Annotated in this window: 24 protein-coding genes; 15 read left to right on the top strand and 9 right to left on the bottom strand. The window is 66.2% G+C overall.

Translation table 11 applies throughout. The features are described from left to right. Nucleotides 1-153: 153 nt before the first annotated feature. The 4 genes from guaA to J5J86_RS09880 all read right to left on the bottom strand — a co-directional run bounded on the left by guaA (nucleotide 154) and on the right by J5J86_RS09880 (nucleotide 4,288). Nucleotides 154-1,701: a glutamine-hydrolyzing GMP synthase gene (gene guaA, locus J5J86_RS09895; protein WP_209104713.1), complete on the bottom strand. Its 1,548-nt coding sequence runs from the start codon at nucleotides 1,699-1,701 to the stop codon at nucleotides 154-156. A 122-nt stretch (nucleotides 1,702-1,823) separates the two neighbouring features. Next, on the bottom strand, nucleotides 1,824-3,125 hold the full coding sequence (locus tag J5J86_RS09890) for an RsmB/NOP family class I SAM-dependent RNA methyltransferase (RefSeq protein ID WP_209104709.1): 1,302 nt from the start codon (nucleotides 3,123-3,125) through the stop codon (nucleotides 1,824-1,826). Beyond that, nucleotides 3,122-3,796: a 5'-methylthioadenosine/S-adenosylhomocysteine nucleosidase gene (locus J5J86_RS09885; RefSeq protein ID WP_209104708.1), complete on the bottom strand. Its 675-nt coding sequence runs from the start codon at nucleotides 3,794-3,796 to the stop codon at nucleotides 3,122-3,124. Before J5J86_RS09885 ends, J5J86_RS09890 begins: the two co-directional genes overlap by 4 nt. Nucleotides 3,797-3,868: 72 nt before the next feature. Continuing rightward, the gene (locus J5J86_RS09880) at nucleotides 3,869-4,288 is read right to left on the bottom strand and encodes an MAPEG family protein (protein WP_209104706.1); all 420 of its coding nucleotides are present in this window, start codon (nucleotides 4,286-4,288) and stop codon (nucleotides 3,869-3,871) included. An 84-nt stretch (nucleotides 4,289-4,372) separates the two neighbouring features. On the opposite strand from J5J86_RS09880, the gene J5J86_RS09875 reads away from it, so the two are divergent. After that, nucleotides 4,373-4,918 carry a low affinity iron permease family protein gene (locus J5J86_RS09875; RefSeq protein ID WP_209104705.1) on the top strand — a complete coding sequence of 182 codons (546 nt, stop codon included), beginning with the start codon at nucleotides 4,373-4,375 and terminating at the stop codon, nucleotides 4,916-4,918. A gap of 104 nt (nucleotides 4,919-5,022) precedes the next feature. Continuing rightward, the gene (locus J5J86_RS09870; protein WP_209104704.1) at nucleotides 5,023-5,553 is read left to right on the top strand and encodes a gamma carbonic anhydrase family protein; all 531 of its coding nucleotides are present in this window, start codon (nucleotides 5,023-5,025) and stop codon (nucleotides 5,551-5,553) included. A 24-nt stretch (nucleotides 5,554-5,577) separates the two neighbouring features. On the opposite strand, the gene J5J86_RS09865 is transcribed toward J5J86_RS09870, so the two are convergent. After that, a complete protein-coding gene (locus tag J5J86_RS09865) occupies nucleotides 5,578-6,240 on the bottom strand; it encodes a transglutaminase-like cysteine peptidase (protein ID WP_209104703.1) in 663 nt (220 codons plus the stop codon). 336 nt (nucleotides 6,241-6,576) lie between these two features. Between J5J86_RS09865 and J5J86_RS09860 the strand changes: the two genes are divergently transcribed. After that, entirely contained in the window at nucleotides 6,577-7,260 is a 684-nt protein-coding gene (locus J5J86_RS09860; protein WP_342449170.1) for a rhomboid family intramembrane serine protease, read from the top strand. 171 nt (nucleotides 7,261-7,431) lie between these two features. Further along, nucleotides 7,432-7,863 (top strand): CBS domain-containing protein, encoded by a 432-nt coding sequence (locus tag J5J86_RS09855; protein WP_209104702.1) that lies wholly within the window; start codon nucleotides 7,432-7,434, stop codon nucleotides 7,861-7,863. 81 nt (nucleotides 7,864-7,944) lie between these two features. On the opposite strand, the gene J5J86_RS09850 is transcribed toward J5J86_RS09855, so the two are convergent. From J5J86_RS09850 to folE, 3 genes are all read right to left on the bottom strand, one after another. Then, nucleotides 7,945-8,904: a patatin-like phospholipase family protein gene (locus tag J5J86_RS09850; protein ID WP_247658478.1), complete on the bottom strand. Its 960-nt coding sequence runs from the start codon at nucleotides 8,902-8,904 to the stop codon at nucleotides 7,945-7,947. A gap of 193 nt (nucleotides 8,905-9,097) precedes the next feature. Next, nucleotides 9,098-9,583, bottom strand: a complete 486-nt coding sequence (hisI, locus tag J5J86_RS09845) for a phosphoribosyl-AMP cyclohydrolase (protein WP_209104700.1) — start codon at nucleotides 9,581-9,583, stop codon at nucleotides 9,098-9,100. A 25-nt stretch (nucleotides 9,584-9,608) separates the two neighbouring features. After that, complete coding sequence (folE, locus tag J5J86_RS09840; protein WP_209104699.1) at nucleotides 9,609-10,280, bottom strand: GTP cyclohydrolase I FolE; 672 nt, start codon at nucleotides 10,278-10,280, stop codon at nucleotides 9,609-9,611. Nucleotides 10,281-10,544: 264 nt separating this feature from the next. Between folE and J5J86_RS09835 the strand changes: the two genes are divergently transcribed. Then, nucleotides 10,545-10,997: an iron-sulfur cluster assembly scaffold protein gene (locus J5J86_RS09835; RefSeq protein WP_209104698.1), complete on the top strand. Its 453-nt coding sequence runs from the start codon at nucleotides 10,545-10,547 to the stop codon at nucleotides 10,995-10,997. A 366-nt stretch (nucleotides 10,998-11,363) separates the two neighbouring features. On the opposite strand, the gene J5J86_RS09830 is transcribed toward J5J86_RS09835, so the two are convergent. Continuing rightward, complete coding sequence (locus tag J5J86_RS09830) at nucleotides 11,364-14,867, bottom strand: DUF4214 domain-containing protein (protein WP_209104697.1); 3,504 nt, start codon at nucleotides 14,865-14,867, stop codon at nucleotides 11,364-11,366. A gap of 559 nt (nucleotides 14,868-15,426) precedes the next feature. Between J5J86_RS09830 and yidD the strand changes: the two genes are divergently transcribed. The 10 genes from yidD (at nucleotide 15,427) to J5J86_RS09780 (ending at nucleotide 24,860) form a co-directional block, all read left to right on the top strand. Next, entirely contained in the window at nucleotides 15,427-15,663 is a 237-nt protein-coding gene (gene yidD, locus J5J86_RS24440; protein ID WP_247658471.1) for a membrane protein insertion efficiency factor YidD, read from the top strand. Nucleotides 15,664-15,814: 151 nt separating this feature from the next. Continuing rightward, nucleotides 15,815-17,788 carry a threonine--tRNA ligase gene (gene thrS / locus J5J86_RS09820; RefSeq protein WP_209104695.1) on the top strand — a complete coding sequence of 658 codons (1,974 nt, stop codon included), beginning with the start codon at nucleotides 15,815-15,817 and terminating at the stop codon, nucleotides 17,786-17,788. A gap of 203 nt (nucleotides 17,789-17,991) precedes the next feature. Continuing rightward, the gene (locus J5J86_RS09815) at nucleotides 17,992-18,336 is read left to right on the top strand and encodes a DUF1236 domain-containing protein (RefSeq protein ID WP_209104694.1); all 345 of its coding nucleotides are present in this window, start codon (nucleotides 17,992-17,994) and stop codon (nucleotides 18,334-18,336) included. Nucleotides 18,337-18,476: 140 nt separating this feature from the next. Beyond that, a complete protein-coding gene (locus J5J86_RS09810; protein WP_209104693.1) occupies nucleotides 18,477-19,331 on the top strand; it encodes an NADPH-dependent oxidoreductase in 855 nt (284 codons plus the stop codon). A gap of 312 nt (nucleotides 19,332-19,643) precedes the next feature. Continuing rightward, nucleotides 19,644-20,516, top strand: coding sequence for a branched-chain amino acid ABC transporter permease (locus J5J86_RS09805; protein WP_209104692.1), 873 nt, complete (start codon nucleotides 19,644-19,646; stop codon nucleotides 20,514-20,516). Beyond that, a complete protein-coding gene (locus J5J86_RS09800; RefSeq protein WP_209104691.1) occupies nucleotides 20,516-21,358 on the top strand; it encodes a branched-chain amino acid ABC transporter permease in 843 nt (280 codons plus the stop codon). The genes J5J86_RS09805 and J5J86_RS09800 overlap by 1 nt, the downstream gene beginning before the upstream one ends. Next, nucleotides 21,355-22,110: an ABC transporter ATP-binding protein gene (locus J5J86_RS09795; protein ID WP_209104690.1), complete on the top strand. Its 756-nt coding sequence runs from the start codon at nucleotides 21,355-21,357 to the stop codon at nucleotides 22,108-22,110. Before J5J86_RS09800 ends, J5J86_RS09795 begins: the two co-directional genes overlap by 4 nt. Before the next feature lie 9 nt (nucleotides 22,111-22,119). Continuing rightward, nucleotides 22,120-22,845, top strand: a complete 726-nt coding sequence (locus tag J5J86_RS09790; RefSeq protein WP_446698685.1) for an ABC transporter ATP-binding protein — start codon at nucleotides 22,120-22,122, stop codon at nucleotides 22,843-22,845. A gap of 19 nt (nucleotides 22,846-22,864) precedes the next feature. Further along, nucleotides 22,865-24,037, top strand: a complete 1,173-nt coding sequence (locus tag J5J86_RS09785; RefSeq protein WP_209104688.1) for an ABC transporter substrate-binding protein — start codon at nucleotides 22,865-22,867, stop codon at nucleotides 24,035-24,037. 136 nt (nucleotides 24,038-24,173) lie between these two features. Then, nucleotides 24,174-24,860 carry a DUF2848 domain-containing protein gene (locus J5J86_RS09780; RefSeq protein WP_209104687.1) on the top strand — a complete coding sequence of 229 codons (687 nt, stop codon included), beginning with the start codon at nucleotides 24,174-24,176 and terminating at the stop codon, nucleotides 24,858-24,860. The last annotated feature ends 3 nt before the right edge of the window (nucleotides 24,861-24,863 follow it).

Below are 24,863 nucleotides of genomic sequence, written 5' to 3'. Positions count from 1 at the left end.
TCTCGACCATCCTGCGCTATACCAACATCGGTACCAACAAAGTGGTCCGGCTGGGGTGAAACGCAGTGATACGGGGTAGGAAGAAAACTCTTTTTAGCCAGAGGGTTGGTGCGATTTCCGGCACGGCGTGGGATGGTCTGAAACCACCCTAGTTCACTCCCACTCGATGGTCCCCGGGGGCTTGCTCGTCACGTCGTAGACCACGCGATTGATGCCGCGCACTTCGTTGATGATGCGGGTGGCGGTGCGGCCGAGGAAGTTCATGTCGAAGGGGTAGAAGTCGGCGGTCATGCCGTCGACGGAGGTCACGGCGCGCAAAGCGAGGACGTGGTCATAGGTGCGCCCGTCGCCCATGACGCCAACGCTGCGCACCGGCAGCAGCACGGCGAAGGCTTGCCAGATCACGTCATAGAGGCCGGCGGCGCGGATCTCTTCGAGATAGATGGCGTCCGCCTGGCGCAGGATGTCCAGCTTCTCGGGGGTGATCTCGCCGGGGCAGCGGATGGCAAGGCCCGGGCCGGGGAAGGGGTGGCGGCCGACGAAGCTCTCCGGCAGGCCGAGCTCGCGGCCCAGCGCGCGGACCTCGTCCTTGAAGAGGTCGCGCAGGGGCTCCACCAGCTTCATGTTCATGCGCGCGGGCAGGCCGCCCACATTGTGGTGGCTCTTGATGGTCACCGAGGGGCCGCCGGTGAAGGAGACGCTCTCGATCACGTCCGGATAGAGCGTGCCTTGGGCCAGGAAATCGGCGCCGCCCACCTTCTTGGCCTCGGCCTCGAATACGTCGATGAAGAGCCGGCCGATGGTCTTGCGCTTGACTTCCGGGTCGGTGACGCCGGACAGCTCCCGCAGGAACAGCTCGGAGGCGTCCGCGTGCACCAGCGGGATATTGTAGGTGTTGCGGAACAGGGAGACCACCTGCTCGGCCTCGCCAAGGCGCATCAGGCCGTGGTCCACGAACACGCAGGTGAGCTGGTCGCCAATGGCCTCGTGGATCAGCACGGCGGCCACGGCGGAATCCACGCCGCCGGAAAGGCCGCAAATCACCCGGCCGGACCCAACCTGGGCGCGGATGCGCGCCATGGCCTCCTGCTTGAAGGCGCCCATGGTCCAGGTGCCCTCGAGGCCGGCAATGCGACGGACGAAATTGCGCAACAGCTTGGCGCCGTCGGGGGTGTGCACCACCTCGGGGTGGAACTGCACCGCATAATAGCTGCGACTCTCATCGGCGATGGCGGCGAAGGGCGCGTTCTCGGAGGTGGCGATGGCCTCGAAGCCCTGGGGCAGGGCGGTGACGCGATCGCCATGGCTCATCCACACCAGATAGCGTTGGCCGGGCTGCCACACGCCCTCGAACAGGCGGCTGGCCTTCTTGACCTCCACCTCGGCGCGGCCGAACTCCCGGTGGTGGCCGCCTTCGACCTTGCCGCCCAGCTGGTCCGCCATGGTCTGCTCGCCATAGCAGATGCCCAGCACGGGAATGCCGGCTTCGAAAACCTCCTGCGGGGCGCGCGGGCTCTCGCCCTCGATGACGGAGGCCGGGCCGCCGGACAGGATGACCGCCTTGGGCTTGAGGCGCGCGAACGCCTCGGAGGACTTCTGGAACGGCACCACCTCGGAATAGACGCCTTCCTCGCGCACGCGCCGGGCAATCAGCTGGGTGACCTGGCTGCCGAAGTCGATGATGAGGACGGTGTCTTGCATGGCGCGGCTTTCCAAGAGGCGAAGGTGCCGTCTCTTTAGTCGCAAAGCGCTGAAACCGGAAGCCGTCGCCCGCATGGCTCCCGCGCGGCGAAGGGAGGCCTTGCGGCCCCCGTCCCAGGAGATCAGGCGGCGCGGCGCAGGATGCTGACGAAGAAGCCGTCGGTGCGGGTGCGGCGGGGCGTCATCAGGAGGCCTTCGGGAGAGGCAAGGGCGGCATCGCGGAGCGCCAGCCCCTGCTGGCCGAGCGCCAACACGGTCTCGACCGCGGGCACGACGGCAAAGTCTGGCTGCTGATCCAGGAAGCGGCGGATTTGGGCACCATTCTCGTCGTCCAGCACCGAGCAGGTGACGTAAGCGAGGCGCCCGCCCGGCCGCACATAGCGGGCGGCGCTCGCGAGGATGCTGGCTTGGTCGCGGACCCGCTCGTCCAGGGCGCCGGGGCGCACCCGCCACTTGGCATCGGGATTGCGGCGCCAGGTTCCGGTGCCCGTGCAGGGGGCGTCCACCAGCACCAGGTCCATCTTGCCGGCGAGGTCGGCGAGCACGTCGGCGGGACCGCGCGGCGCGCGCACTTGCACGTTGCGCACGCCGGCGCGCTCCAGGCGCTCATGCATGGGCTTCAGGCGGCGCACGTCGGAATCATGAGCGTAGATCTGGCCCTTATTGTCCATGAGGGCGGCCAGCTCCAGCGTCTTGCCGCCGGCCCCCGCGCACAGGTCCAGCACCTGCGAGCCGGGCACGGGCGCGGCAAGGATGGCGGCGATCTGCGAGCCCTCGTCCTGCACCTCTAGGCCACCTTTGAGGAAGATGGGTTCGGAGGTGACGGGTGGCGTCTTGCCTTCCGCGTCGAGGGCGATGCGCAGGCCGAGCGGCGACCATTCGGTGCCCACGGGGTTGAGGTGGGCGAGCGCCTCCAGCACCTCGTCGGGGCGGGCGCGCAAGGTGTTGACCCGCAGGTCCAGCGGGGCGCGGGCGGCGAGCGCCCGGCCTTCCGCGATGCGGGCTTCTCCGAACATGGAGGCAAGTTGCGGGTCCAGCCATTGAGGATAGTCGCCCTGCACCCAGGGGGCGGCGCCGTCCAATGAGGGGGCGGAGAGGCGCGCGCGCTCGTCGTCGGACAGCGGGGCAGGGGCAAAGCGGCCGCCGTCGCAGAGCTGCGCGATGGCGGCGAGGTCGAGGCCGCGCATCACGGCGAGCATGCCGAGCACCAGGGCGCGGGGCACGTCAGAGCCCATCACGTGGGCCGCCGAGGCGCGACGGCGCAGGGTATCGAACACAATCCCGCCAATGGCCGCGCGGTCACCGGAGCCGGCGAAGCGATGAGCGACGCCCCAGTCCTTCAGGCAGTCAATGGCGGGGCGGCGGCGCGCGGCGAGGTCGGCCAGGATTTCCATGGCGGCCGACAGGCGGGCGGAAGGGGTCAAGGGGTCTCTCCGGCAGCGGGGGCGAGGAGGCTGAACCGCCCCGCGGTCACCTCGCTCTCGAACAGATCGAGCGCCGCGGCGAGGCGCTCGTCGATGATATGCAGGTACTCGGTCCAGTCCTCGTAGCGCGTCAGCTCCGACTTTCCATCGCTGATGCCGCGCAGGCCGATGACCGGCACACGGAAGCGATGGGCGGCGCGCAGGACGGCGAAGGTCTCCATGTCCACCATGTCGGCGGCGATGGCATCATAGGCCGCGCCCGAAATGATGGCGCCCCCGGTGGAGAGGGAGGCCGCCGGCACGCCCTCGAACTGGTGCGGAACGGGGATGACGACGGGGTGGTCTGCAAATGGGGTCAGCCCGCGCTCGAAGCCGAGCGCGGAGGCGTCCATATCCCGATAGGAGACGCTGGCCACCTGATAGACGCCCGCATGGTCGAGAATGCGAGACCCTGCCGATCCCAGGGTGAAGATCAAGTCGGGCAGCGCGTTGCCGTGTCGCAGCCCGGCGAGCGTCATGCCGGTCGCGGCGGCGGCCTCCACCGGGCCGACGCCAGTCATGAGCGGATCGATCCGGGCCTTCAGATGCGGTCCATACTCGGCGGTTGCGGCCATGACGAACAGCACGTTGAGGCCGCCGACGGAGCGCACATGGCGGCGGGGATCATCCATGGTCCAGCATCCAGTGGAAAAGCGAATGCCTCTCCTCCGATGCCGCAGCCCGTCTGTCAATCCGGCGCCCGCTCACACATTCAAAAGGATGGCGAGGGCAAAGAGCACCCACATGATCAGGAGGGCGACCGTCCCCACCAGGAAGGCGGGGAAACGCAGGCGCACATCGTTCGAGGTCACATGCACGAAGGCATGGACGATGCGGCTTGCCACGAACACCCACGCCAGCACCACGAACACGATGTCCGCCTTGCGGGTGAACAAGGCGAGCGCGGTGAGGACGTAGAACAGGACCGGCAGCTCGAACTGGTTGCGGAAGGCATTGGCGAACTGGCGGCAGCGCGGCGGGAAGGCGTCCCCGTCCAGAGCGGCCTCCCGTCCCACCTGTCCCTCGCGGATGGCGCGAAAGCGCATGGGTCCCAGCGCGAACAGGAGGGCGAAGGTCAGGCCCACCTGAACAAAGAGGGGCAGAAGGATCATCGCGACGGACATGCTGGTCTCCCATGGTCGTGGTGAAGCTGGAACCGCGAACGCGGCGGTCCGTTCCCTCGCCAGAGGAAATGGGAGTGAACGGCGATGGCAACGGGCGAGACGGCGCACCAGCACCACGATGGGACCAATGATGCGCCACCGGTGGATACGGGGCCAGCACCCCGGCCTTTCTTCACCCGCTTCTCCCAGGCCGTGTCCCGTTATGCGGGCAAGCCCGTTACCTTCTTCCTGGCCGTGCTGGTGATCGTGATCTGGGGGGGTACCGGACCGCTCTTCGGCTTCAACGACACCTGGCAGCTCATCATCAACACCTCCACCACCATCATCACCTTCCTGATGGTCTTCCTGATCCAGAACAGCCAGAACCGCGATACCGAGGCCCTCCAGATCAAGATCGACGAGCTGATCGCGCGCACGCAAGGACCGCGCAACGTACTCCTCGACCTGGAGGATCTGGACGAGAAGACGCTGGATCGCCTGCGGGCCGACTATGCGCGTCTGGCCGACCATGCACGGGCGAGCGACGACCACGGGGCAGCGGCGGCGGATGATCCGCCGGAAAAGGGCGGGCTCTCCGAACTTGCCCGGCGCCGCAAGGCCGCGGACACAAAGAGGGCACCTTCATCCTGAAAAGTCCTTCGGTCGAAGGGCTGGAAGAGGCGGGCCGGTGGGTATAGTGAGGCCGGTGCGAGCCGCGCAGCACGGGAGCGGACCGCCCATGTCAGGAGACTTGCATGCCGCTTTATTCCCTTGATGGCGTGAAGCCGGAACTTCCCGCCTCCGGGCGCTATTGGATTGCGCCGGATGCGACGGTGATCGGCCGGGTGGTGCTGAAGGAAAATGCCAGCGTGTGGTTCGGTTGCGTGCTGCGGGGCGATAATGAGCCCATCGTGGTGGGCGAGGGCACCAACATCCAGGAAAACTGCGTGCTCCACACCGATCCGGGCTTCCCGCTCACCCTCTCGGCAGGGGTCACGGTCGGGCACATGGCCATCCTGCACGGTTGCACGGTGGGGGAGAACAGCCTCATCGGCATGGGCGCAACAGTGCTGAACGGCGCCCGGATCGGCGCCAATTCGCTGGTGGGCTCGAACGCGCTGGTGACAGAGGGGAAGGAGTTTCCCGACAATTCGCTCATCGTCGGATCGCCCGCCCGGGTGGTACGGACGTTGGACGAGGACATGATCGCGCGCCTGCACCGCACGGCCATGCATTACCAGATCAATTGGAAGCGCTATGCTGGCGGCCTGAAGCGTCTCGATTGACGCGCAGATGTTTCGCGGGCGCCCTCAGCGCCCGCCACCCACCACCGGGGGAGAGCGGGTTTCGCCCAGCGACACCCAAAGGTTCGGGTCACCCTGCGACTGCCGCTTCACATAGCGGTATCCTGTGTCCTGCCAAGGCAGGATCTCCGCTTCCTGGTTGTCCAGCACCAGGTCGCCTCGGTCCGTCACCACGGTGAGAACCGCGTGGCCGTCGCCTTCCTTGTCGCGCACCACCGTGATGAGCAGGACGGAAGCGGGCCAGCCTTTCGCCAGCAACACCTTGCGCTTGGCAAGCACATAGTCCTCGCAATCGCCCTTGCCGTCGGTGGGATAGGTCCACCGTTCGGTCTCGCCGTAATGGTCGAGATCGGTCATGGGCTCGATGTCGCTGTTCAACGTCCGATTGACCTGCTCCAGCTCGCTCCAGCGCTCGCGGTCCAGCGGCATCTCGAACAGGATTTCGCCGCGCATCTGGCAGTCGCTGGCATTCTCGGCACAGAAGCGGACATAGCCCACGGGAGGAGCGGTGCCGCCAATGGCGACCAGGTGCGCCGAGAAAGCCGGCGCGGCCTGGGGGAGGGGGACGATCTGTGGCTGCAGTGCGGCGTGGCGCGCGTCGCCGGCGGCGGCGCAGACCGTGCCCGCAACGAGCAGAGCGAAGGTCGTGAGCAGGCGGGACAGCGGCATGGCGGAAGGTCGCTTCTGGTTAACAAAACCATAATGCCCGAACTTCGCCACCTTTGCGCCGTCAACCTTTTCTTAACCTTAACGCGACACCTGCGCCTCGACTTGACCTTTGCGGATCCGAGGCTTTTGCAGGAGCCTGTCCTCGGGCAGGGGCGTGGCCGGTTGCCGCAGGTTGTCGGCGCACCTCGGGCCCGCGCGTGAACGGCCCCAACGCGACGCGCATGCACCCTTGCCCCGGCGGAGGCGGCGGCTTATGTCCGAGGCGTGGCTCACTCCTTCGACCTCCGCACACCTCCCGCCCGCGAACCGGTTTTTAACATTCCGGGCGTCGTGGCCGTGCTCGTGCTTGTCATGGCAGGCATTGAGTTCGTTCGAGCCTATCTGCTGGATCCGGATACCGACTTCCTGATGCTGGCGTGGTTCGCCTTCGTTCCCATCCGCTATGACGCCGGCGCCCCGAACGCGCTTCCCGGCGGACTGGGGGCGCAGATCTGGACCTTCGTCACCTATGCCTTGCTGCACGCCAATTGGGTGCATGTGGGCGTCAACTCCGTGTGGATGCTCGCATTTGGCTCGCCGGTGGCGCGCAGGTTCGGCACCGCGCGCTTCCTGCTGTTCTTTATTGTGACGGCTGTTGCCGGGGCGGCGGCTCACCTGCTTGCCTATCCCGAGGGCATCGCGCCCATGATCGGCGCTTCGGCCGTCGTGTCCGGCGCCATGGCTGCTTCCGTGCGCTTTGCATTTGCCCCCGGCGGCGCTCTGGGGCCGCGCCGAAGCCACTATGCGGACCATCAGCCCGCCTTGCCGCTCACAGTGGTGCTGCGCGATCGCCGGGTGCTGGTGTTCATCGGCGTCTTCGTGTTGCTGAACTTCCTGTTCGGCGCCGGCATGGCCATGCCCGGCACGGAAGGGGCTGAGGTGGCCTGGCAGGCGCATCTTGGAGGCTTTGCCGCCGGCCTCCTGCTCTTTCCGCTCTTTGACCCTGTCCCTAATCTGCGTGGTGCTTCGCCGCGGGGCTGACCTGATTGCGGACCAATGGGCCTCTTGCGGAACGTGGGGGTAGGGTGGATCATTCCCTCAAGGCAGGTGCGCCGCTTCGGCGGTGGCATCCTGATCCGGCGGCCATGAATTGGCTCCGTCATAGAGAGCCTCCGGGCCGCCACCCTTGAATGGGCGGGGAAGGAGACAACCATGACGGTCGGCATTCTCTTGAAGCACAAGTCCGGTTCGCTCGTTACCATTGCGCCGGACGCCACCCTCTCGGACGCCGTGGCGCGCCTCGCCGAGCACCGCATCGGTGCCATCGTGGCCGTCGACGGGGCCGGTCATCTGGTGGGCATCCTCTCGGAGCGCGATCTGGTGCGCATCCTGGCCGAGAAGGGGCCGCAGGTGCTCAGCGATCCGGTCTCCTCCGTGATGACGCGCGCGGTTGTTACGTGCACCGAGGACGAGAGCATTCCTGTGATCATGGAGCGGATGACGCGCGGCCGCTTCCGCCACGTGCCCGTGGTGGAGCGGGGGCGGCTCCTCGGCATCATCTCCATCGGCGACGTGGTGAAGCATCGCGTCGAGGAGATGGAGCGCGAGAGCGCCGAACTGCGCGACTACATCATGACCGCTTGAGCAAGGCGCAGGGGACGGATGGCGGCGGCAAACATGCCGCTGCCGGACTCCTGCGCGCCCCTTCGGCACCCGTTCCGGCGTTCAGCCGAGGGCGGCCATGGCCTCGCCGATGTCTTCCAACATGCGTTCTGCCGCCTCGGCGCCCGCGGCGATGGCATCGTCCGCGCGGTGGAAATCGAACAGCCCGATGCGTCCGAGCTTCGGCGAGATGAGCACGTCCGGCGGATCGCCAGCAAGCCGAGAGCGGGCGATCCTGTCCTGGGTAATGTTGAAGGCGTCGATCATCACGGCCGAAATCCCGCGCGGGCCGTCCTTCGGCCCTGAGAGGAAATGGCGTCGCAGCAGCTTGTCCGGCCGCAACATGCCGCCGAGCCGCATCCGCTTCTGAGCCACCAATTCCTCAGCCGCCTCGGCAATGACCCCGCCATGGTCCTGGATGACCGTCCCGCGCCCGAACACTTCCGCATTCAGGTTGACGCCGATCACCACCCGCCCGCCCAGAGCCCGGGCGGCTGAGACGGGAATGGGATTGACCAAGGCGCCGTCCATCAGCCAGCGACCGCCCACTTTGCTGGGGGTGAAGATGCCGGGCAGGCTGTAGGAAGCATGGATGGCCTCTGCCAGGTCGCCCCGCGTGAGCCATATCTCATGGCCGCTGCCCAATTCCGTCGCGATGGCAGCGAAGGCCACGGGCAGGGTCTCTATGGCTTGCCCGCTCAGTTCCACCCGCAGCCGCTCCAGCAGTCGCCGGCCGCCGATGAGGCCCGGCGAGCCGAGCGTCAGGTCGAGCAAGGCCAGGACGCGCCGCTTGTTCAGGCCGCGTGCCCAGGCCTCGAAATCATCAAGTTTGCCCGCGGCCCACAATCCTCCAACGGCGGCCCCGATGGAGGTGCCGGCAATCACATCCGGCCGGATGCCATGGGCGTCGAGCGTGCGCAGAACGCCCACATGGGCAAACCCGCGCGCCGCGCCGCCGCCGAGCGCGAGGGCGAGGCGCGGTGCGCCGCGCGGGGAGTGCGGCGTCGCCGCAGGCAAGTCCATGTCAGGCACGGGGTTCGTCGTCACCGGGCCGACCTCACCCTCCGCAGAGGGCGCGGGGCTTCGAGGACCGAACGGATTGAAGCCTTGGAACATCCGCGCCTCCGATCCCGAGCGTATACCGCAGCGGAAACCGAAGCTTATCGGCGCTTGATGTCGGAAGCGTGGCCCTCAGGGGCCGCGCTGGCGCGGTCTGTCAGTGGCTGTGGCCGTGATCGTCCCCGTAGACGGTCTTGGGATCGAAGCGCGGCGTGTCGCCGGTGAACGCCAAGGGCGTTTCGCCGGCGGCGTGATGTCCCAGGGGGACCCGGCGGTAGAAGCAGGACCGGCGGCCGGTATGGCAGGCCGCGCCGGTGCCTCCCATCTCCACCTTGATCACCACTGCGTCCTGGTCGCAGTCCACCAGCATGTCGACCACCTTCTGGGTGTGGCCGGAGCTCTCTCCCTTCTTCCACAGCTTCTTGCGGGAGCGGCTGTAATAATGCGCCTCGCCAGTCGCGATGGTCAGCGCCAGCGCTTCGGCATTCATGTGGGCAAGCATCAGGATCTCGCCCGTCGCCGCGTCGGTGGCGACGCAGGTGACGAGCCCGTTGGCGTCGAAGCGCGGCGTCAGGCGGGCGCCTTCCTCAAGGTCGTGCGTGCTTGCGCTGGCCGGGAAGAGGGCGGTTTCGATGTCAGACATGGGATTATGCTCGCTGGGGCGGCCCTCAGGCCTTGCCGCGGACCATGGAGATGAAGCGGACCTGCTCGGTCGGGTCGTCTCGAAAGGCCCCTGTGAACTGGCTGGTGACGGTGGACACGCCGGCCTTCATGATGCCCCGCATGGCCATGCACATGTGCTCGGCTTCGATGAGGACGGCAACGCCACGGGGCCGCAGCGCCTCGTCCAGCGCCGTGACGATCTGCGAGGTGAGGTGTTCCTGCGTCTGGAGACGGCGGGCATAGATGTCCACCACGCGGGCGATCTTGGAGAGGCCCACCACCCGTTCCACCGGGAAATAGGCCACGTGCGCCTTGCCGATGAAAGGCACCATGTGGTGCTCGCAATGGGAATAGAAGGGGATGTCGCGCACCAGTACGAAATCGTCGAAATTGCCGATCTCGCCGAACGTGCGGTCGAGGATTTCCTCGCTATCATGGCCATAGCCGGAGAACAGTTCGTCATAGGCCCGAACCACGCGGCTCGGCGTGTCCAAAAGGCCCTCGCGGTCGGGATCCTCGCCCATATAAGCCAGCAGCGTGCGCACAGCCGCCTCGGCCGCTTCGCGGGAGGGGCGGCTGGGATCATGGCGCCTTGCCACTTGCGCCTTGCCGCCGCGCCGCCGCGCTTTTTCCTCGCTCTCGGCCTGGGCCTTGAGAAGTCTGACCACCGCGTCCATGCCCAACTCCGTCCGACCGCCCTCTGAGGGCGGGAGTGTCACCGGTGTCGGCTACGCATGCGCGGACCCTTTCCTGCCGCGCCCCGCCGGAAGCCCCGGCGGCGGCCTTGCCGTCCGTCGTCGCGGATGATGGGCATCCGCGCCCGCGGGTCCTGCGTCTTTCGCCGGACCAATCCTCACCTATATAAGTTCAGAGCGCGCCTGCTTCAAATGCATGTTTAGCCGAACAGGGTGATGCGCACCGCATGCATGCCGGATGAGCCGATGATCAACGACGTCTACAATGCCCGCATCCTGGCTTTGGCCGCTGACATCCCGCGCCTCGGCCGTCTGGCCGATCCCGATGCCAGCGCCACCGCCCATTCGCGCCTGTGCGGCTCCACGGTGACCATCGATCTGAAGGTCGCCGACGGGCAAGTGGTGGACTTCGCCCACGAGGTCCGCGCCTGTGCGCTTGGGCAGGCCTCATCTTCCATCATGGCACGGCTGGTGGTTGGCTCCACGCCGCAGGAGTTGCGCGCCATTCGTGAGGCGGTGCGGGCCATGCTGAAGGAGGGTGGCGCGCCGCCCGTCGGCAAGTGGGCGGACCTTGCAGTCCTGGAGCCGGTGCGCGACTACAAGGCCCGCCATGCATCCACTCTGCTCACTTTTGACGCTGTGGTGGATGCTCTCGACCAGATCGCAGCCGAAGCGGCTCCGGCACCCGCCTCTTCGTAACAGGGCGAAAACGGCGCTGTTGGTAATGTCGCTCTCCACCACATGGCGGGCGTGCTGGATGGCCTTGAGCGCAGGGAGCTCCCGATCCTGCGCTGTCAGCGGCGCCGCGGTGATCCCAAGCGTCGACGCGCTGGAATCAGTGAAGCGCGTATGATCAGCAAGCGCCTTGCAGTGATCGGCGTCGCTGAAAATGCTGTCCGGATCCGAGGCTCGACCGGCCGGCCTATTTCGCTGCGGTGATCGGTGCCGGTTCCTTCACCCGCGCATCGCCAGCGCACGCACCACAAAGAACATTGCGGGGGCCGGTATATCCGGGGCTCTTCGCCTCCGGTACACCGGCCCCCGCCAATCAGAGCGCCTGCCGGCTCAGATGAAGAAGTCGAGGTCCGCTGCCGTGAGGCGGATGGCGGCCATCTCGTTGGAATGCATCATGGCGTCGGCAACGTCTTCCAGGTTCGCGCCGCCCGCTTCGAGCGCCTGATAGGTGGCAAGGCCGCCTTCGGTGCCCTGGTCGCCGAACAGCGCACGATAGACCGTCTCCACCGACAGGTCCCCGCTGGAGGACATCGCGATGCCCTTGGTCTGCGCCTCCGGCGAGTGCAGCATGTTGAGCAGAAGGCGCCCTTCGGAGACACCGTCGACATGCGCCGCGAGGGCGGACGAAAGGCCCGACAGATCCGCCTGCCGATCCAGCACCCGCCCGTAGAGGGTGGCGAGGTTCAGGGTGGTTGCGTCGGTGTCGAGGTCGAGCGTGCCGTCGTCGAAGGTGACGCGCTCCACATTCACCAGCGTGTCCACGTCGAGGGTGTCGTTACGGGCGGTCACGATGACCTTGCCGTGCTCATAGGTGATGTCGAAGTCCGCCCGGTTGCCCTGGAAGACCGCCGTATCGATGCCACGGCCACCTTGCAGCAGGTCCGATCCCGCGCCGCCCACCAGAACGTCCGCGCCCACGCCGCCGAAGACGACGTCATTGCTGGCGGTGCCGGTGCGGGTGAACAGATCAGGGGACAGGAAGGTGGTGTCGAGGGCCGCTCCGGCGAGTTGGAAGGGCTCCATCTCCGGCGCGTGCACGAAATGGCCCGCCACCACGGAGAGCGGCACGCCGGCTGCGAGGCTAGCCTCGTGATAGGCCTTGCCCGCCTCGTCGGCCGGGCGGCCAAGAAGGGTGGAATAGAGAAGGTCCACCGTGATCTCGGCCACCGAGGCAGCGCCCACGCCACGCCCCTGGGCTTCAGGGGACAGGATCATGCTGATGGCCACATCGCCGAGGCTCGCCCCCTTGTCCAGGAGGCCGGTCCAGTATTGCAGCCCCTGAAGATCGGGCAGGCGGCCCATCACTTGCTGATAGAGGCCTGCGACCAGCGCCGCGGACGCATTGTCCGTCACGGCCATGTCGCCATCGGCGAAGGCGAGGGTTTCAACGCCGATCAGGCGGGTTTCCTGAGTGGCATCGGCGCGTGCGCGGACGATCAGAGCCGCGCCATCGTGAATGACCTCATAGTCCGCCTGGTTGCCCTCGAAGACGGCGCGGTCATTGCCGAGGCCGCCATGCAGGGAATTGCGTCCCGTGCCACCCGACAGAAGGTCGTCGCCCGAGCCGCCCACGAGGTGGTCGTCGCCGGCTCCGCCGATCAGTTGGTCGTTGCCCGCATCGCCGAAGAGCCGGTCGTTACCCGCATGGCCGCGCAGGATGTCCTCACCGGCGCCGCCGTTGGCGACGTCGTCATCGGCGCTGCCATCGAACACGTCGTTCGCCTCGTTCCCGTTGAAGGTCTCCGCCGTGCTGGCGAGAACCGTGTCGGTGCGGGCGTTGAGGTTTTGGATGCGCAGGTCGCCGGCCATCTCCGTGTCGGCCTGGTCGAACGCGGTCTCGGTGGTGGCGTGATTCGAGCGCATGTAAAGCTCGAACGCCTTCTGCTCCGTCATGGCGTTGGACGGCGGGTTGGCATCGAGGTCGGACGTCTCGTCAAGCACCGGGCCAAGGGAGCCGTCATCCAGGAGGTAACGGAAGTTCGAGCCGTTGGCCTTCATGGGATAGCCGTCGCCACCGTCGGCCATGTAATTGAGCGTGATGACGCGGATGACGTCCGGCACGTCCGAGAGCACGGTGCCGTTCTCCACGAGACGCACCACAGTGTCGCCGTCCGCATCGATCAAGGCGAGGCTCAGGACGCGGCTGCCGGCCGGCAGGTCAGGGTCGAAGGAGAAGGCGAGGCCGCCGATCTGCGGGAACCGCCCTTGATTGGGATACGAGGCGACGCCATGCTCGATGATGGCCTTGAGCCCTTCGGCGGTGGTGTCGAACGCCATCAGCTTGTTGTTGAAGCGCAGAGAGTTCTCCACGTCCAGCTGCGACACGCCGCCCTCCGGCGGCAGCTTGTCCACCGAGCCGTCCACCGGGTCCGGCGCGGACAGGGTGCCGATCTGGGCGCGGATGCCGCCGCCATTCTTGATGGAGACCACATAGGCCTCCTGTGCGGCATTCGTCCCCAATTCCCCCGCGAGGGCGGTCTTCAGCGTCGCCGCATTGGCATCGGCGGAGAGGTCGCCGAGATTCGTCTCCTGGCCGCGCACATAGCCGCGCTCACCTTCCAGGTAGACTGTTGAATAGCCGTAGACGTTGCCGTCCTTGACGTTGATGACCTCCTGGACGGCGGTGGTGATCTGCGATACCGCGCCCCCCTTGGTGCCTTCCGCAAACGCTGTGGTGGCAAGGTCCGCCTCGCTCACGCCCCAGGCCGCGGCGACATTGGACGAGGTGGCCGCATAGGCACCGTTGATGCCGGCATTGGCCGTGAGGCTGTCGGCGATGATGTCGCCATTCTCGTCGAAATCGACCGCAAGGCGACCCAGATAGGTATATTCGTTGTCGGTGTTGACGATGACCGTGGTCTTGCCGTCGGCGCCGCTGGTCACATAGGGATAATCATAGGCGAAATCGGCATCGTGGCCGGGGAAGTTGACCGCCACGTCGGTGTCGTCGCCCATGCGCTGGTGGGAGCCGGCGGACAGGATGATGTCCACGCCCCTCAGCTTGGTGGCCAGCACCATTTCATTGCCGATGATCTGAAGGTGCGACATCAGCACGATCTTGTTGACGCCTTCGGCGATCAACTCGTCGATGATCGGCTGAAGCTGGGCGGCCAGCAGATCCATGTTGTCCACCTCGCCATTGGCACCGGCGCCGCCGGGGAACCCGGCAATTTCGGCCGAAGACGGCGAAGAGATGGTTTCCAGGATCTGGGTGGTGACACCAACCACGCCGATCTTTTCCCCGCCCTCGGTGATGACAGTGGCGGGCGCAATCTTGCCCTTCAGGCTGGAGGCTTCCGCCACTTCGGTGGTGGTGGCGGGCGCATTCACGTTGGACTGAACGTTGAAGTCCAGGGTGTCCACATAGATGCCGTTCAGGGCCGAATCCGTCGCGACAGGATCGGTGTAGTAGGGCGAGGAGGGGCCGAACACGAGGTTTGCGGACACCGAGACGAACTGGGCGCCCACCCAACCGCTATTGGGAGACAGGGCACTCGCCAGGACGTTCGAGCCCAGGTCGAAATCGTGGTTGCCGAGGGCGGAGGCCTCGACACCGATCAGGTTGTGAATGGCGATGTCCGCCGCCGCGATCGGGATGGTTCCGGTGATGGTGGAGCCGGTCACCGCATTGATGGCGTCGCGCACGGCCGGGTCGGTACCGGCGGCCAGGAACGGACCGGGGATCCAGTTGTCACCACCGGCGAGGATCAGCGTATTGGCATAGGTATCGTCGAATGCATCCACCAGAGCCGCGAGGTTGGGCGCGGTGGTGGAGGCCAGCAGGCCCCCCTCGGCGTCGGAGAAATGGAGGAGTTGGAGGGTGTAGGCCGCCATCGGTCAATTCCTTGTCGGGATAAAAGGCAAACAAAATCCCGTTCGGATAAAGGTGGCTTTATCCGGGAAGCGGGTGTAACGGTTTGTGTCCTTATGTAATGTCGTTACGACAGTCATATGAATTGCCGGAAGCAGAAGTGATGTCTTAATATTTGTCGGCTAAATCTCCGCCGTTGAGATCTGAAAATGTGAATCTATTCTAGTTTCTGGCTCGTTGCGCCCTCGTCGGTCCCGGATTTCAGCGGTTTCGCCCCTAAATGATGAAGTCGCGCGCGCATTTGGTGCCAAGCGGCGGCGTCACCAGCGCGCCCTCACCTGAATGCCTTGACCCGCATGCCGACACGCACGATCTAGAGATCATGAAGTCGGTTCGCGCGCTGGAGCGCGTCATGCCTTTAGGGCGCGAGGGGTGAACAGGATGGTGCTTTCGCTGTTCCCGCCGCAGAAGCCTGCCGCGCCCGTGGGGCCGGCGGCGCGTCTTTGGGGGTGGGTGCGGCTGATTCCGCGCCAGGTGCTCCGGTTTCCCATTTTGGTCTATCGCTATTCGCTTTCCGCCTTCATGGGGCGGCAGTGCCGCTATTTGCCCACCTGCTCGGCCTATGCGGACGAGTCCATCCAGACGCACGGTGCCTGGGCGGGGGGATGGATGGGGGTTGCCCGCATCTGCCGCTGCCATCCTTGGGGCGGCCACGGGTTCGACCCGGTCCCCGCCAAATTGCCACGGAGCGCCCGCTGGTATCGGCCCTGGACCTATGGCCAGTGGCGCCAGCCCGCCTCGCCCGAGGGTGAGACCTGAACCAGGGCTTGCGCCGTGTAGCGGCTAAAGTGCCATGTTACCTCTTGTCGCGGCGCACCCCTAGACGGGCGCGGCCAATGGGACTAGAGACGCCAGCCTTGTTCAACTCGCCTACCTGCCTGGTGCGCAGGAGTGGGGCCGGAGACATGCCATGGTTACCTTGACGTTCCCCGATGGCGCAGCGCGCAGCTATCCCGACGGAACGAGCGGCGCGGAGATCGCCGCCGCCATTTCCAAATCCCTCGCGAAGAAGGCCGTGGCGGTGACGCTGGACGGCGTGCTGGCGGATCTGTCCGAGCCGATCACCGCCGATGCGCGCCTTGAAATCGTCACCCGTGACGATGCCCGCGCGCTGGACCTGATCCGGCACGACGCGGCCCATGTGCTGGCGGAAGCCGTGCAGGCGCTTTATCCGGGGACGCAGGTCACCATCGGCCCGGTGATCGAGAACGGCTTCTATTACGACTTCGCGCGCAACGAGCCCTTTACCACGGACGACCTGCCGAAGATCGAAGCCAAGATGCGCGAGATCATCGCCAAGGACCGCCCCTTCACCAAGGAAGTGTGGTCCCGCGATCAGGCCAAGAACGTGTTCGCCATGAAGGGCGAGGCGTTCAAGGTGGAGCTCGTGGACGCGATCCCCGAGGACCAGGACGTCAAGATCTACAAGCAGGGCGAATGGTTCGACCTGTGCCGCGGCCCCCATATGCCCTCCACCGGCAAGGTGGGCACCGCCTTCAAGCTGATGAAGGTGGCGGGCGCCTATTGGCGTGGCGACAGCAACAATCCCATGCTGACCCGCATCTATGGCACGGCTTGGCATGACCAGGCGGAGCTGGACGGCTATCTCCACCGCCTTGAGGAAGCCGAGAAGCGCGACCATCGCCGGCTGGGCCGGGAGATGGACCTCTTCCACTTCCAGGAGGAAGGGCCGGGCACGGTCTTCTGGCATCCCAAGGGCTGGAGCCTGTTCCAGGGCCTCGTCGCTTACATGCGCCGGCGCCTGAAGGCCGACTATGACGAGGTGAACGCCCCCCAGGTGCTGGACAAGTCCCTGTGGGAGACCTCCGGCCATTGGGGCTGGTACAAGGAGAACATGTTCAAGGTTCAGGTCGCGGGCGATGAGACCGACGACGAGCGAGTCTTCGCGCTGAAGCCCATGAACTGCCCGGGCCATGTGCAGATCTTCAAGCACGGCCTGAAATCCTATCGCGACCTGCCGCTGCGCCTTGCCGAGTTCGGCGCGGTGCACCGGTACGAGCCCTCGGGCGCCCTGCACGGCCTCATGCGGGTGCGTGGCTTCACGCAGGACGATGCCCACATCTTCTGCACCGAAGACCAAATGGCGGCCGAGTGCTTGAAGATCAACGACCTGATCCTCTCGACCTATGCCGACTTCGGTTTCGAGAACATCATCGTGAAGCTCTCCACCCGACCCGAGAAGCGGGTGGGATCTGACGCAGTGTGGGATCACGCCGAGGAGGTGATGGGCCGCGTTCTCCAGCAGATCGAGGCCCAGTCCGGCGGCAAGATCAAGACGGGCATCCTGCCGGGCGAGGGCGCCTTCTATGGCCCCAAGTTCGAATACACGCTGTCGGATGCCATCGGCCGCGAGTGGCAGTGCGGCACCACCCAGGTGGACTTCAACCTGCCGGAGCGCTTCGGCGCCTTCTATGTGGATGCGGACGGCCAGAAGAAGACGCCGGTGATGATCCACCGCGCCATCTGTGGATCCATGGAGCGCTTCACCGGCATCCTGATCGAGCATTTCGCGGGGCATTTCCCGCTCTGGCTGGCACCGACCCAGGTGGTGGTCACCACCATCACCTCCGAGGCGGACGACTATGCCGCCGAGGTGGCGGCCGCCGCCAAGGCGCTGGACCTGCGCACGGACCTCGATCTTCGGAACGAGAAGATCAATTACAAGGTGCGCGAGCATTCGCTGGCCAAGGTGCCGGTGATGCTGGTGGCAGGCCGCAAGGAAGCGGCGGAGCGCACGGTGTCCATCCGTCGGCTGGGCTCCAACCAGCAGGTGGTCTTGCCGCTCGATGAGGCGCTGGCCCTTCTGGCGGACGAGGCAACCCCGCCGGACGTGCGCCGCCGGACCCTGGCCAAGGCGGCCTGAACCTCCACGTCGTTGGCGACATGAAAGGCCCGGACGGCGCACGATGGCGCCGTCCGGGCCTTTCCGCATCTTGGGCAGCGTTCGTGAACACCTGGCCGCGCGGTGGGAGAGTGGCACGGTGCCAGGAGACGCGCGCGGCGCAACGGGAACCCCGGCGGCGGCGACCACGTTCAAGGAAGGGGGGCCATGGATAGGGAATAACCATGCGTCTACGCTTCTCCAATGCCGTCCTCCTGGTGGCAGCCCTTGGCGGCCCCGCGCTCGCCCAGAGCCCTCTCCCCACGCCGCCCAGTACGGTTGCGACCCCCTCCGTATTGGTGACTTTGGACCAGGAGGAGAAGATCCGGGACGTCGCCGCCGACCAGCGCGCCGCTATACCGCCCGTGCGAGACTTCGTCCTCGCAACCGGCGTGGAGCTGCCGCCCTCGGTGGACATTCACCCGCTGCCGGAAGACGTTGGCATTCCGCATTATCAATTTGCGGTGGTCGGCCGGGACACGGTGCTGGTGGACCCCTCTACCCGGCGTATCGTCAAGGTGATCGAATAGGCATAGCGATTATAGCGGGCTTGTGCTCGGCTGTGGCGTCGCGCACATTCGCGGCGAATGCCAAAGGGCGGCGCAAGCCCGGCCCGGGCAACCTCGAATGATCGCGGTGGCGCCCGGGGCGCCCCCTGACGGAGAATGAAATGGTGCAGGTTCAGCACACCCTCGTCTCCCACGAGGGCGGTGACAGCGCATCGCGCGTGGCCGCTCGATACGGCACCCAGTCGGTTCCCGACACACTCCTGTCCAATCCCATCATCGACGCCCTCCTGACCCACCGCTCCGTGCGCGCCTTCACGCCCGCGCCTCTGCCGGCCGGTGCGCTCGAAGCGGCGGTGGCGGCGGCGCAGAGCGCGTCTACTTCGTCCAACCTTCAGGTGTGGAGCGTGGTCGCGGTGCGAGATCCCGCCACCAAGGCCGCCCTCGCCGCGGCGGCGGGCGGTCAGCGGCATATGCTGGAGGCGCCCGTCCTGCTGGTTTGGCTGGCTGATCTCGCCCGACTCGCAGAACTCGGCGAACGCGCAGATGCGGCGGTGCAAGGCCTGGACTTCCTGGAAATGTTCCTGGTGGGTGCCATCGACGCAACGCTGGCGGCGCAGAATGCCGCCGTGGCGCTGGAATCGCTGGGCCTCGGCATCGTCTATATAGGCGGCTTGCGGAACAATCCCGAAGAAGTGGCACGCCTTCTCGGCCTGCCGCCGCGGGTGGTGGCTGTGTTCGGCATGTGCGTCGGCCAGCCAGATCCTGCGCGCCCCGCCCATGTGAAGCCACGGCTACCCCAGGCCCTCGTGCTCCACGAGGAGCGCTATGATGCCAGCCTCTCTGCGCCGGCGGTGGAGGCCTATGACGCGGCCATGACCACATTCCAGGAAGGCGAAGGCTTGCGCCAGGTGGGGTGGTCCAGCGTGGCCCTAAAGCGCGTGTCCGATGCAGCGGCCCTCACGGGGCGGGACCGCCTGCGCGAAGTGCTCGGCAGGCTGGGTTTCCCGCTGCGCTGATCGCCTGAAACGGGCGACGCGACTGCTTTTCTGCTGAAAAGGCGGGCACACTCGGCGCGGTCTTGCCGCCGCGATGCGATCTGCGCACGCCCCGCACGGACGCGAAAATGCGTTCTTTTCCAAGGGAAAGGCAGCCTTTCCCCCAGCCTGTAATCCGTCTGAAATCCGCCTGAAATTTCAGCTTGAAGTCGGCTCTGAATTAGCTTTGTATGTTATCTAATTCCTCGGCTGGACGGAGGGATAGCGCCTCTGGGGTGCGCTCCGTCCGGACTAGCCGGGGCCTGTCTCGATCATCAAGGACACGCCTGCGTCATGCTCGCCCAGCAGATCGTCAACGGCCTGATGCTCGGCGCCATCTATATGCTGGTGGCGGTGGCCTTCACCCTCGCCATCGGGGTGCTGAACTTTCTCAACTTCTCGTTGCCGGGCCTGTTCATGCTTGGCGGCATGCTGGCCTTCGGCATGATGAAAATCGGCTGGCCCTGGTTCCTGGCCTTTGCCGCCGCCCTGTTCGTCGCGGCCGTGGTTTCTCTGCTGGTGGAGCGTCTCGCCTACCGGCCCATGCAGGGTGGGGACCCGGAGGTACCGCTGGTCTCATCGCTGGGCTTCCTGGTGCTGCTCGAGAACCTCATGCTGATCCAGTATGGCTCGGACCAACAGGCCTTCCCCAGCCTCCTGCCCGACCTCAATCTGCGCATGGGCGGCCTTGTGATCGGTATTGCGCAGTTGATTTCATTGGCCATTTCGGTGGCGCTGGTGGCTTGGCTCTCCTGGTTCCTGCGCTCCACCAATATGGGCCGGCGCATCCGCACGGTGGCGGAGAGCCGGGACACGGCCCTGCTCATGGGCATCAACATTTCCCGCCTGGTGCCGCAACTCTTCGTCGCCAGCGCGCTGCTCACCGCGCTCGCGGGCATCCTGTTCGCGGTCAATTACCAGCAGGTCTCGCCCTTCATGGGGGAGGGCGTCGGCTTCAAGGGCGTGGCGGCCATGATTGTGGGCGGCATGGGCTCCATCTGGGGCGCGGTGCTGGGCGGCCTGCTCATCGGCCTTGCCGAAGTGCTGTCCATCTCCTTCATCGGGGCCGACGTGGTCAACATCACGGTCTATGGGCTCCTGCTCCTCATCCTCATCCTGCGGCCCCAAGGTCTCCTCGGGCGCCCCGCCAGCCGGGAGAAGCTGTGATGAGTGGCTATCTGACGGGCGTCCTCGTCGTCCTCGCCTTCAATGTGATGGCGGCCTATGCGGTCTATCTGCCGCTGGCGGCGGGGCAATTGAACCTGGGCATTGCCGGCTTCATGGCCATCGGCGCCTATGCCTCGGCCTTCCTGACCAACGAATATGCCTGGCCCATGTGGGCGGCCATCCCGGTGGGCTCGGCGCTGGCGGGGCTCATGGGCATCCTCATCGGCATTCCCGTGCTGCGCACCCACGGCATCTATTTGGCCATGGCCACCTTCGCGCTGGGGCAGGTGATTGCCGCCGTCTTCCTCAATCTGGAAGTGGTGGGTGGGGCGGCCGGCTATCCGGTCACAGACTATGCCGGACCTTATGCGGTCTATGCGGCGGCCGGCGGCGTGGTGCTGCTCATGCTCCTCGTCTCCCGCACCCGCTTCGCGCTCTATCTCACGGCGGTGAAGAGCGACCCGACGGTGGCGGACCTGCTGGGCGTGTCCGTGCGGGGCATCCAGGTGGCGGCGTTTGCGCTGGGCGCGGCGGTGGCGGGCTTTGGCGGCGCCTTTTATGCCCACCACTACAATTTCGTCGAAGCCCAGCACTTCAACGTCCTGCTCTCCGTCTTCACCGTTCTCTACGTGCTGTTCGGCGGCACCCAGACGGTCTGGGGCCCGCTGGTGGGCGCGGCCTTCTTCACGCTTGTGCCAGAGCTGCTGCGGGCGTCCGACCAGTGGCGCTACGCCCTGTTCGCCATCTTCATCATCCTGTTCATGGCGGTGCGGCCGCAGGGGCTGGTCACCACCTCGCTCTTCCGCCTGTTCCGCCGCCGCGCGCCGGAGGTGACGCGATGACTTCGGCTCTGTCCATCTCCGGCCTGTGCAAGTCGTTTGCCGGCGTGCGGGCCATCCGCGACCTGTCCTTCGAGGTGCCCAAGGGCCGCACCACCGCCCTCATCGGACCCAACGGGGCGGGCAAGACCACGGTGTTCAACCTGGTCAGCGGCGTCTATGGCGTCGATGCCGGGACGGTCAAGGTCAATGGCGTCGATGTCACCCACATGGCGTCCCGCAAGCGCATCGGCACCGGCATTGCCCGTTCGTTCCAGAACATCCGGCTGATGAACCATCTGTCGGTGCTGGAAAACCTGCTGGTGGGACAGCATGTGCGGGCCTCCTCGCTCGGCGCGCTGCTGACTCCCTATCGCCTCATTCCCAATCATCGCTGGAAGCGGGAGGCGCGGGCCGCCCTCGCCGAGAACGGGTTGGAGCGCTATGCCGACGAGATGGTGAGCGCGCTGCCTTATGGCGTGCGCAAGCGCATCGACCTGGTGCGGGCGACGCTGGCCGGCGCCAATGTCCTGATGCTGGACGAGCCCGCCGCCGGCCTCAATCCCAGCGAGACCAACGCGCTGCGCGACCATCTGCGCGCGCTCATGGACAAGGGCCTCACCATGCTGGTGGTGGAGCACGACATGCACTTCGTGGACAGCATCTGCGAGAAGGTGGTGGTGCTGAATTTCGGCGAGAAGATCGCCGAGGGGCCGCTCTCTGAAGTGCGCCGCGATCCCAAGGTGCGCGAAGCCTATATCGGCGCGGAGGACTGACCCATGGCTCTGCTCCAGGTCTCCGGCCTCACCGTACAATATGGCCGCGTCACCGCGCTATCAGATGTCTCGCTGAAGGTGGGGGAGGGCGAGGTGGTCACCGTGCTCGGCGCCAATGGCGCCGGCAAGAGCACGCTCCTGAAGGCCATTCTCGGCGCCGTGCCCGTCAAGGGCGGCGGCATCGCCTTTGACGGCGAGGAGATCAGCGGCGAGGCGGCCCACAAGCGCATCGCCCGCGGCCTCGTCCTGGTGCCGGAGGGCCGGCGCATCCTCATCACGCTTTCGGTGGAGGAAAACCTGCTGCTCGGCGCCCATATGCGCACCGATACGGCGGCCATGAAGCGGGAGATGGACGCCATCTATGGGCGCTTCCCCAATCTCGCCGAGCGGCGGCACATGCTGGCCTCGTGCCTGTCGGGTGGCGAGCAGCAGATGCTGGCCATCGGCCGGGCCATGATGTCCCGTCCGCGCCTGATGATGCTGGACGAGCCGTCCTTGGGCCTCTCGCCGCTCTTTGTCTCCAAGCTGTTCGAGCTGATCCGCGAACTGAACGGGGAGGGCCTCTCCGTGCTGCTGGTGGAGCAGAATACGGGCAAGGCGCTCTCGGTCGCCCACCAGGCCACCGTGCTTGAGCTTGGCCGGGTCATGATGGCCGGCGAGCCCAAGGTGCTCGCCGCCGATCCCCGTCTCCAGGAAGCCTATCTCGGCGAGGGCAGCGCTGCCCCCGCTCAATAATCCAGAGAGGAGTTGCACCATGAAGACATCGGTTCTGCTGGGCGCCACCATGCTGGCGGCGCTCGTTTCCACCGGCGCCGCGCGGGCCGATGGCGAGCTCGTCCTCGGCTACATGATGGCCAAGAGCGGCCCTTATGTGAGTCTGGCCAACACCAATGAGGTGGCGGTCGACATGGCGGTCGAGGAGATCAACAAGAAGGGCGGCATCAACGGCAAGAAGATCAAGGTGGTGAAGTTCGACACCGCCGGCGATCCCAAGCAGGCCACCACCGCGCTGCGCCGCTTCGCGCAGGATGATGCGGCCCTCGCCGTCATCGGTCCCTTCTCCTCTTCCGAGGTGCGCACCACCTTCCCGGTGGGCGAGCGCGAGGGCATCGCCCAGATGTCCATGGCCTCCTCGGCCCCGGGCCTCACCAAGGGCTTCACCTACGGCTTCCGCAACACCACGGACGAAGGCAAGGTCATCGACCAGGTGCTGGGCTCGCTGAAGGACAAGAAGCTGCCGACCGCCACGGGCGCGGCCGCCTATGCCACCGACGACGTGGTGTCCAAGTCCATCGGCACTGTCGTGATCCCCAAGCTGTTCGAGAAGTACGGCATCCCGCTGAAGGGCTCCGTGGATTTCCAGCTCGCCGCCTTCGACCTGTCGCCCCAGGTGGCCCAGCTCAAGCAGATCGCGCCCGACGTGGTGGGCCTCGGCTCGCCGCCTGAAGGCGCCATCAACCTCGCCAAGGAGCTGAAGCGCCAGGGCGTTTCCACCCGTCTCATCGGCGGCACCACCATCGCCGATCCCGAGCTGCCCAAGCGTATGGACGGCGCCGGCGACAAGCTGACCATCGGCACCACCTTCTTCCCTGAAGTGAACGCCACCACCAAGGCCTTCACCGAGGAATTCGGCAAGCGCACCAAGGCCGCAGGCCTCAACCGCACCGAGCCAAACCAGATGGACGCCTCGGTCTATGACATCGTCTACCTCTATTCCGAGGCCATGAAGCGCGCCGGCGTCACCGGCGACAAGGCCAAGCTCGCCGAAGAGCGCACCGCCATCCGCGATCAGCTGGCCAAGCTGAAGGACTACCAGGCACTGGAAGGCTCCATCTCCTTCACCGACGGCGATGCCGTGAAGCCGGTCTATGTGCTGGAGGTCAAGGACGGCAAGTGGACCCTGCTCGATACGCGCATGCCCAACTGAGGGCCTGCGCGTCGAGCCGGCGCCTCGGCCTGCCCTGACACGGGGCGCCGGCTCTGCCTTTCGCCCGGACGGACTCCGTCCGGGCTTTCCCAAAACGAAAGCCGCCGCCAGGAAGCTGGCGTCAAGGAGCTGGCTGATGACTGGTACCGCCCTCACCTTCACCATTCATGCCGACGGGGTCAGCTCGGAGGACACCTTGCTCGTCCGCACCGCCATCATTGCGGGCTGGACGGGCCGGGATAAGGTCGCGCTCGAAAAGCACATCAAGGAGCTGGAAGAGCTGGGCGTGCCCCGGCCCGCTTCCACGCCCATCTATTACCGCGTCGCCGCCGCACGCCTGACCACCGCTGACGTGATTGAGTGCACCGGCCCGGACTCCTCCGGCGAGGCCGAGTTCATGATCCTCCAGGCCATGGGCAAGCGCTATCTGGGCGTGGGCTCCGACCATACCGATCGTAAGGTGGAGACCTACAACATCACCGTCTCCAAGCAGATGTGCGACAAGCCGGTGGCGCCCGACCTATGGCTGCTGGACGACGTGCTGCCCCATTGGGACAAGCTGGTGCTGCGCTCCTATGCGGTGAACGGCGGCACGCGCGAGCTCTATCAGGAGGGCTCCGTGGCGGCCATGCTGCCGCCGCTGGAAATCCTGGAGGGCTATGACGGCACCCTCACGGACAGCTACGCCATGTTCTGCGGCACGCTGGCGGCCCATGGCGGCATCCGGCCCGCCGAGCGGTTCGAATTCGAGCTGGAGGACCCGGTCCTCGGCCGCATCATCCGCCACGGCTATGACGTGGCCCTGCTGCCGGTCCGCGGCTGAGGC

Source organism: Aquabacter sp. L1I39 (assembly GCF_017742835.1).
Lineage (GTDB): Bacteria > Pseudomonadota > Alphaproteobacteria > Rhizobiales > Xanthobacteraceae > L1I39.
This window is presented reverse-complemented; position numbering and strand designations above follow the sequence as displayed.

What these genes read in the sequence shown, in the direction of transcription:
- J5J86_RS09805 (WP_209104692.1), top strand. Translation starts at nt 19,644, where the DNA reads ATGCTCGCCCAGCAGATCGTCAACGGCCTGATGCTCGGCGCCATCTAT.
- yidD (WP_247658471.1), top strand. Translation starts at nt 15,427, where the DNA reads ATGGGGCGGCAGTGCCGCTATTTGCCCACCTGCTCGGCCTATGCGGAC.
- J5J86_RS09830 (WP_209104697.1), bottom strand. Translation starts at nt 14,867, where the DNA reads ATGGCGGCCTACACCCTCCAACTCCTCCATTTCTCCGACGCCGAGGGG.
- J5J86_RS09875 (WP_209104705.1), top strand. Translation starts at nt 4,373, where the DNA reads ATGGCAACGGGCGAGACGGCGCACCAGCACCACGATGGGACCAATGAT.
- folE (WP_209104699.1), bottom strand. Translation starts at nt 10,280, where the DNA reads ATGGACGCGGTGGTCAGACTTCTCAAGGCCCAGGCCGAGAGCGAGGAA.
- J5J86_RS09880 (WP_209104706.1), bottom strand. Translation starts at nt 4,288, where the DNA reads ATGTCCGTCGCGATGATCCTTCTGCCCCTCTTTGTTCAGGTGGGCCTG.
- J5J86_RS09800 (WP_209104691.1), top strand. Translation starts at nt 20,516, where the DNA reads ATGAGTGGCTATCTGACGGGCGTCCTCGTCGTCCTCGCCTTCAATGTG.
- J5J86_RS09870 (WP_209104704.1), top strand. Translation starts at nt 5,023, where the DNA reads ATGCCGCTTTATTCCCTTGATGGCGTGAAGCCGGAACTTCCCGCCTCC.
- guaA (WP_209104713.1), bottom strand. Translation starts at nt 1,701, where the DNA reads ATGCAAGACACCGTCCTCATCATCGACTTCGGCAGCCAGGTCACCCAG.
- J5J86_RS09865 (WP_209104703.1), bottom strand. Translation starts at nt 6,240, where the DNA reads ATGCCGCTGTCCCGCCTGCTCACGACCTTCGCTCTGCTCGTTGCGGGC.
- J5J86_RS09850 (WP_247658478.1), bottom strand. Translation starts at nt 8,904, where the DNA reads ATGGACTTGCCTGCGGCGACGCCGCACTCCCCGCGCGGCGCACCGCGC.
- hisI (WP_209104700.1), bottom strand. Translation starts at nt 9,583, where the DNA reads ATGTCTGACATCGAAACCGCCCTCTTCCCGGCCAGCGCAAGCACGCAC.
- J5J86_RS09835 (WP_209104698.1), top strand. Translation starts at nt 10,545, where the DNA reads ATGATCAACGACGTCTACAATGCCCGCATCCTGGCTTTGGCCGCTGAC.
- thrS (WP_209104695.1), top strand. Translation starts at nt 15,815, where the DNA reads ATGGTTACCTTGACGTTCCCCGATGGCGCAGCGCGCAGCTATCCCGAC.
- J5J86_RS09810 (WP_209104693.1), top strand. Translation starts at nt 18,477, where the DNA reads ATGGTGCAGGTTCAGCACACCCTCGTCTCCCACGAGGGCGGTGACAGC.
- J5J86_RS09795 (WP_209104690.1), top strand. Translation starts at nt 21,355, where the DNA reads ATGACTTCGGCTCTGTCCATCTCCGGCCTGTGCAAGTCGTTTGCCGGC.
- J5J86_RS09885 (WP_209104708.1), bottom strand. Translation starts at nt 3,796, where the DNA reads ATGGATGATCCCCGCCGCCATGTGCGCTCCGTCGGCGGCCTCAACGTG.
- J5J86_RS09785 (WP_209104688.1), top strand. Translation starts at nt 22,865, where the DNA reads ATGAAGACATCGGTTCTGCTGGGCGCCACCATGCTGGCGGCGCTCGTT.
- J5J86_RS09780 (WP_209104687.1), top strand. Translation starts at nt 24,174, where the DNA reads ATGACTGGTACCGCCCTCACCTTCACCATTCATGCCGACGGGGTCAGC.
- J5J86_RS09855 (WP_209104702.1), top strand. Translation starts at nt 7,432, where the DNA reads ATGACGGTCGGCATTCTCTTGAAGCACAAGTCCGGTTCGCTCGTTACC.
- J5J86_RS09815 (WP_209104694.1), top strand. Translation starts at nt 17,992, where the DNA reads ATGCGTCTACGCTTCTCCAATGCCGTCCTCCTGGTGGCAGCCCTTGGC.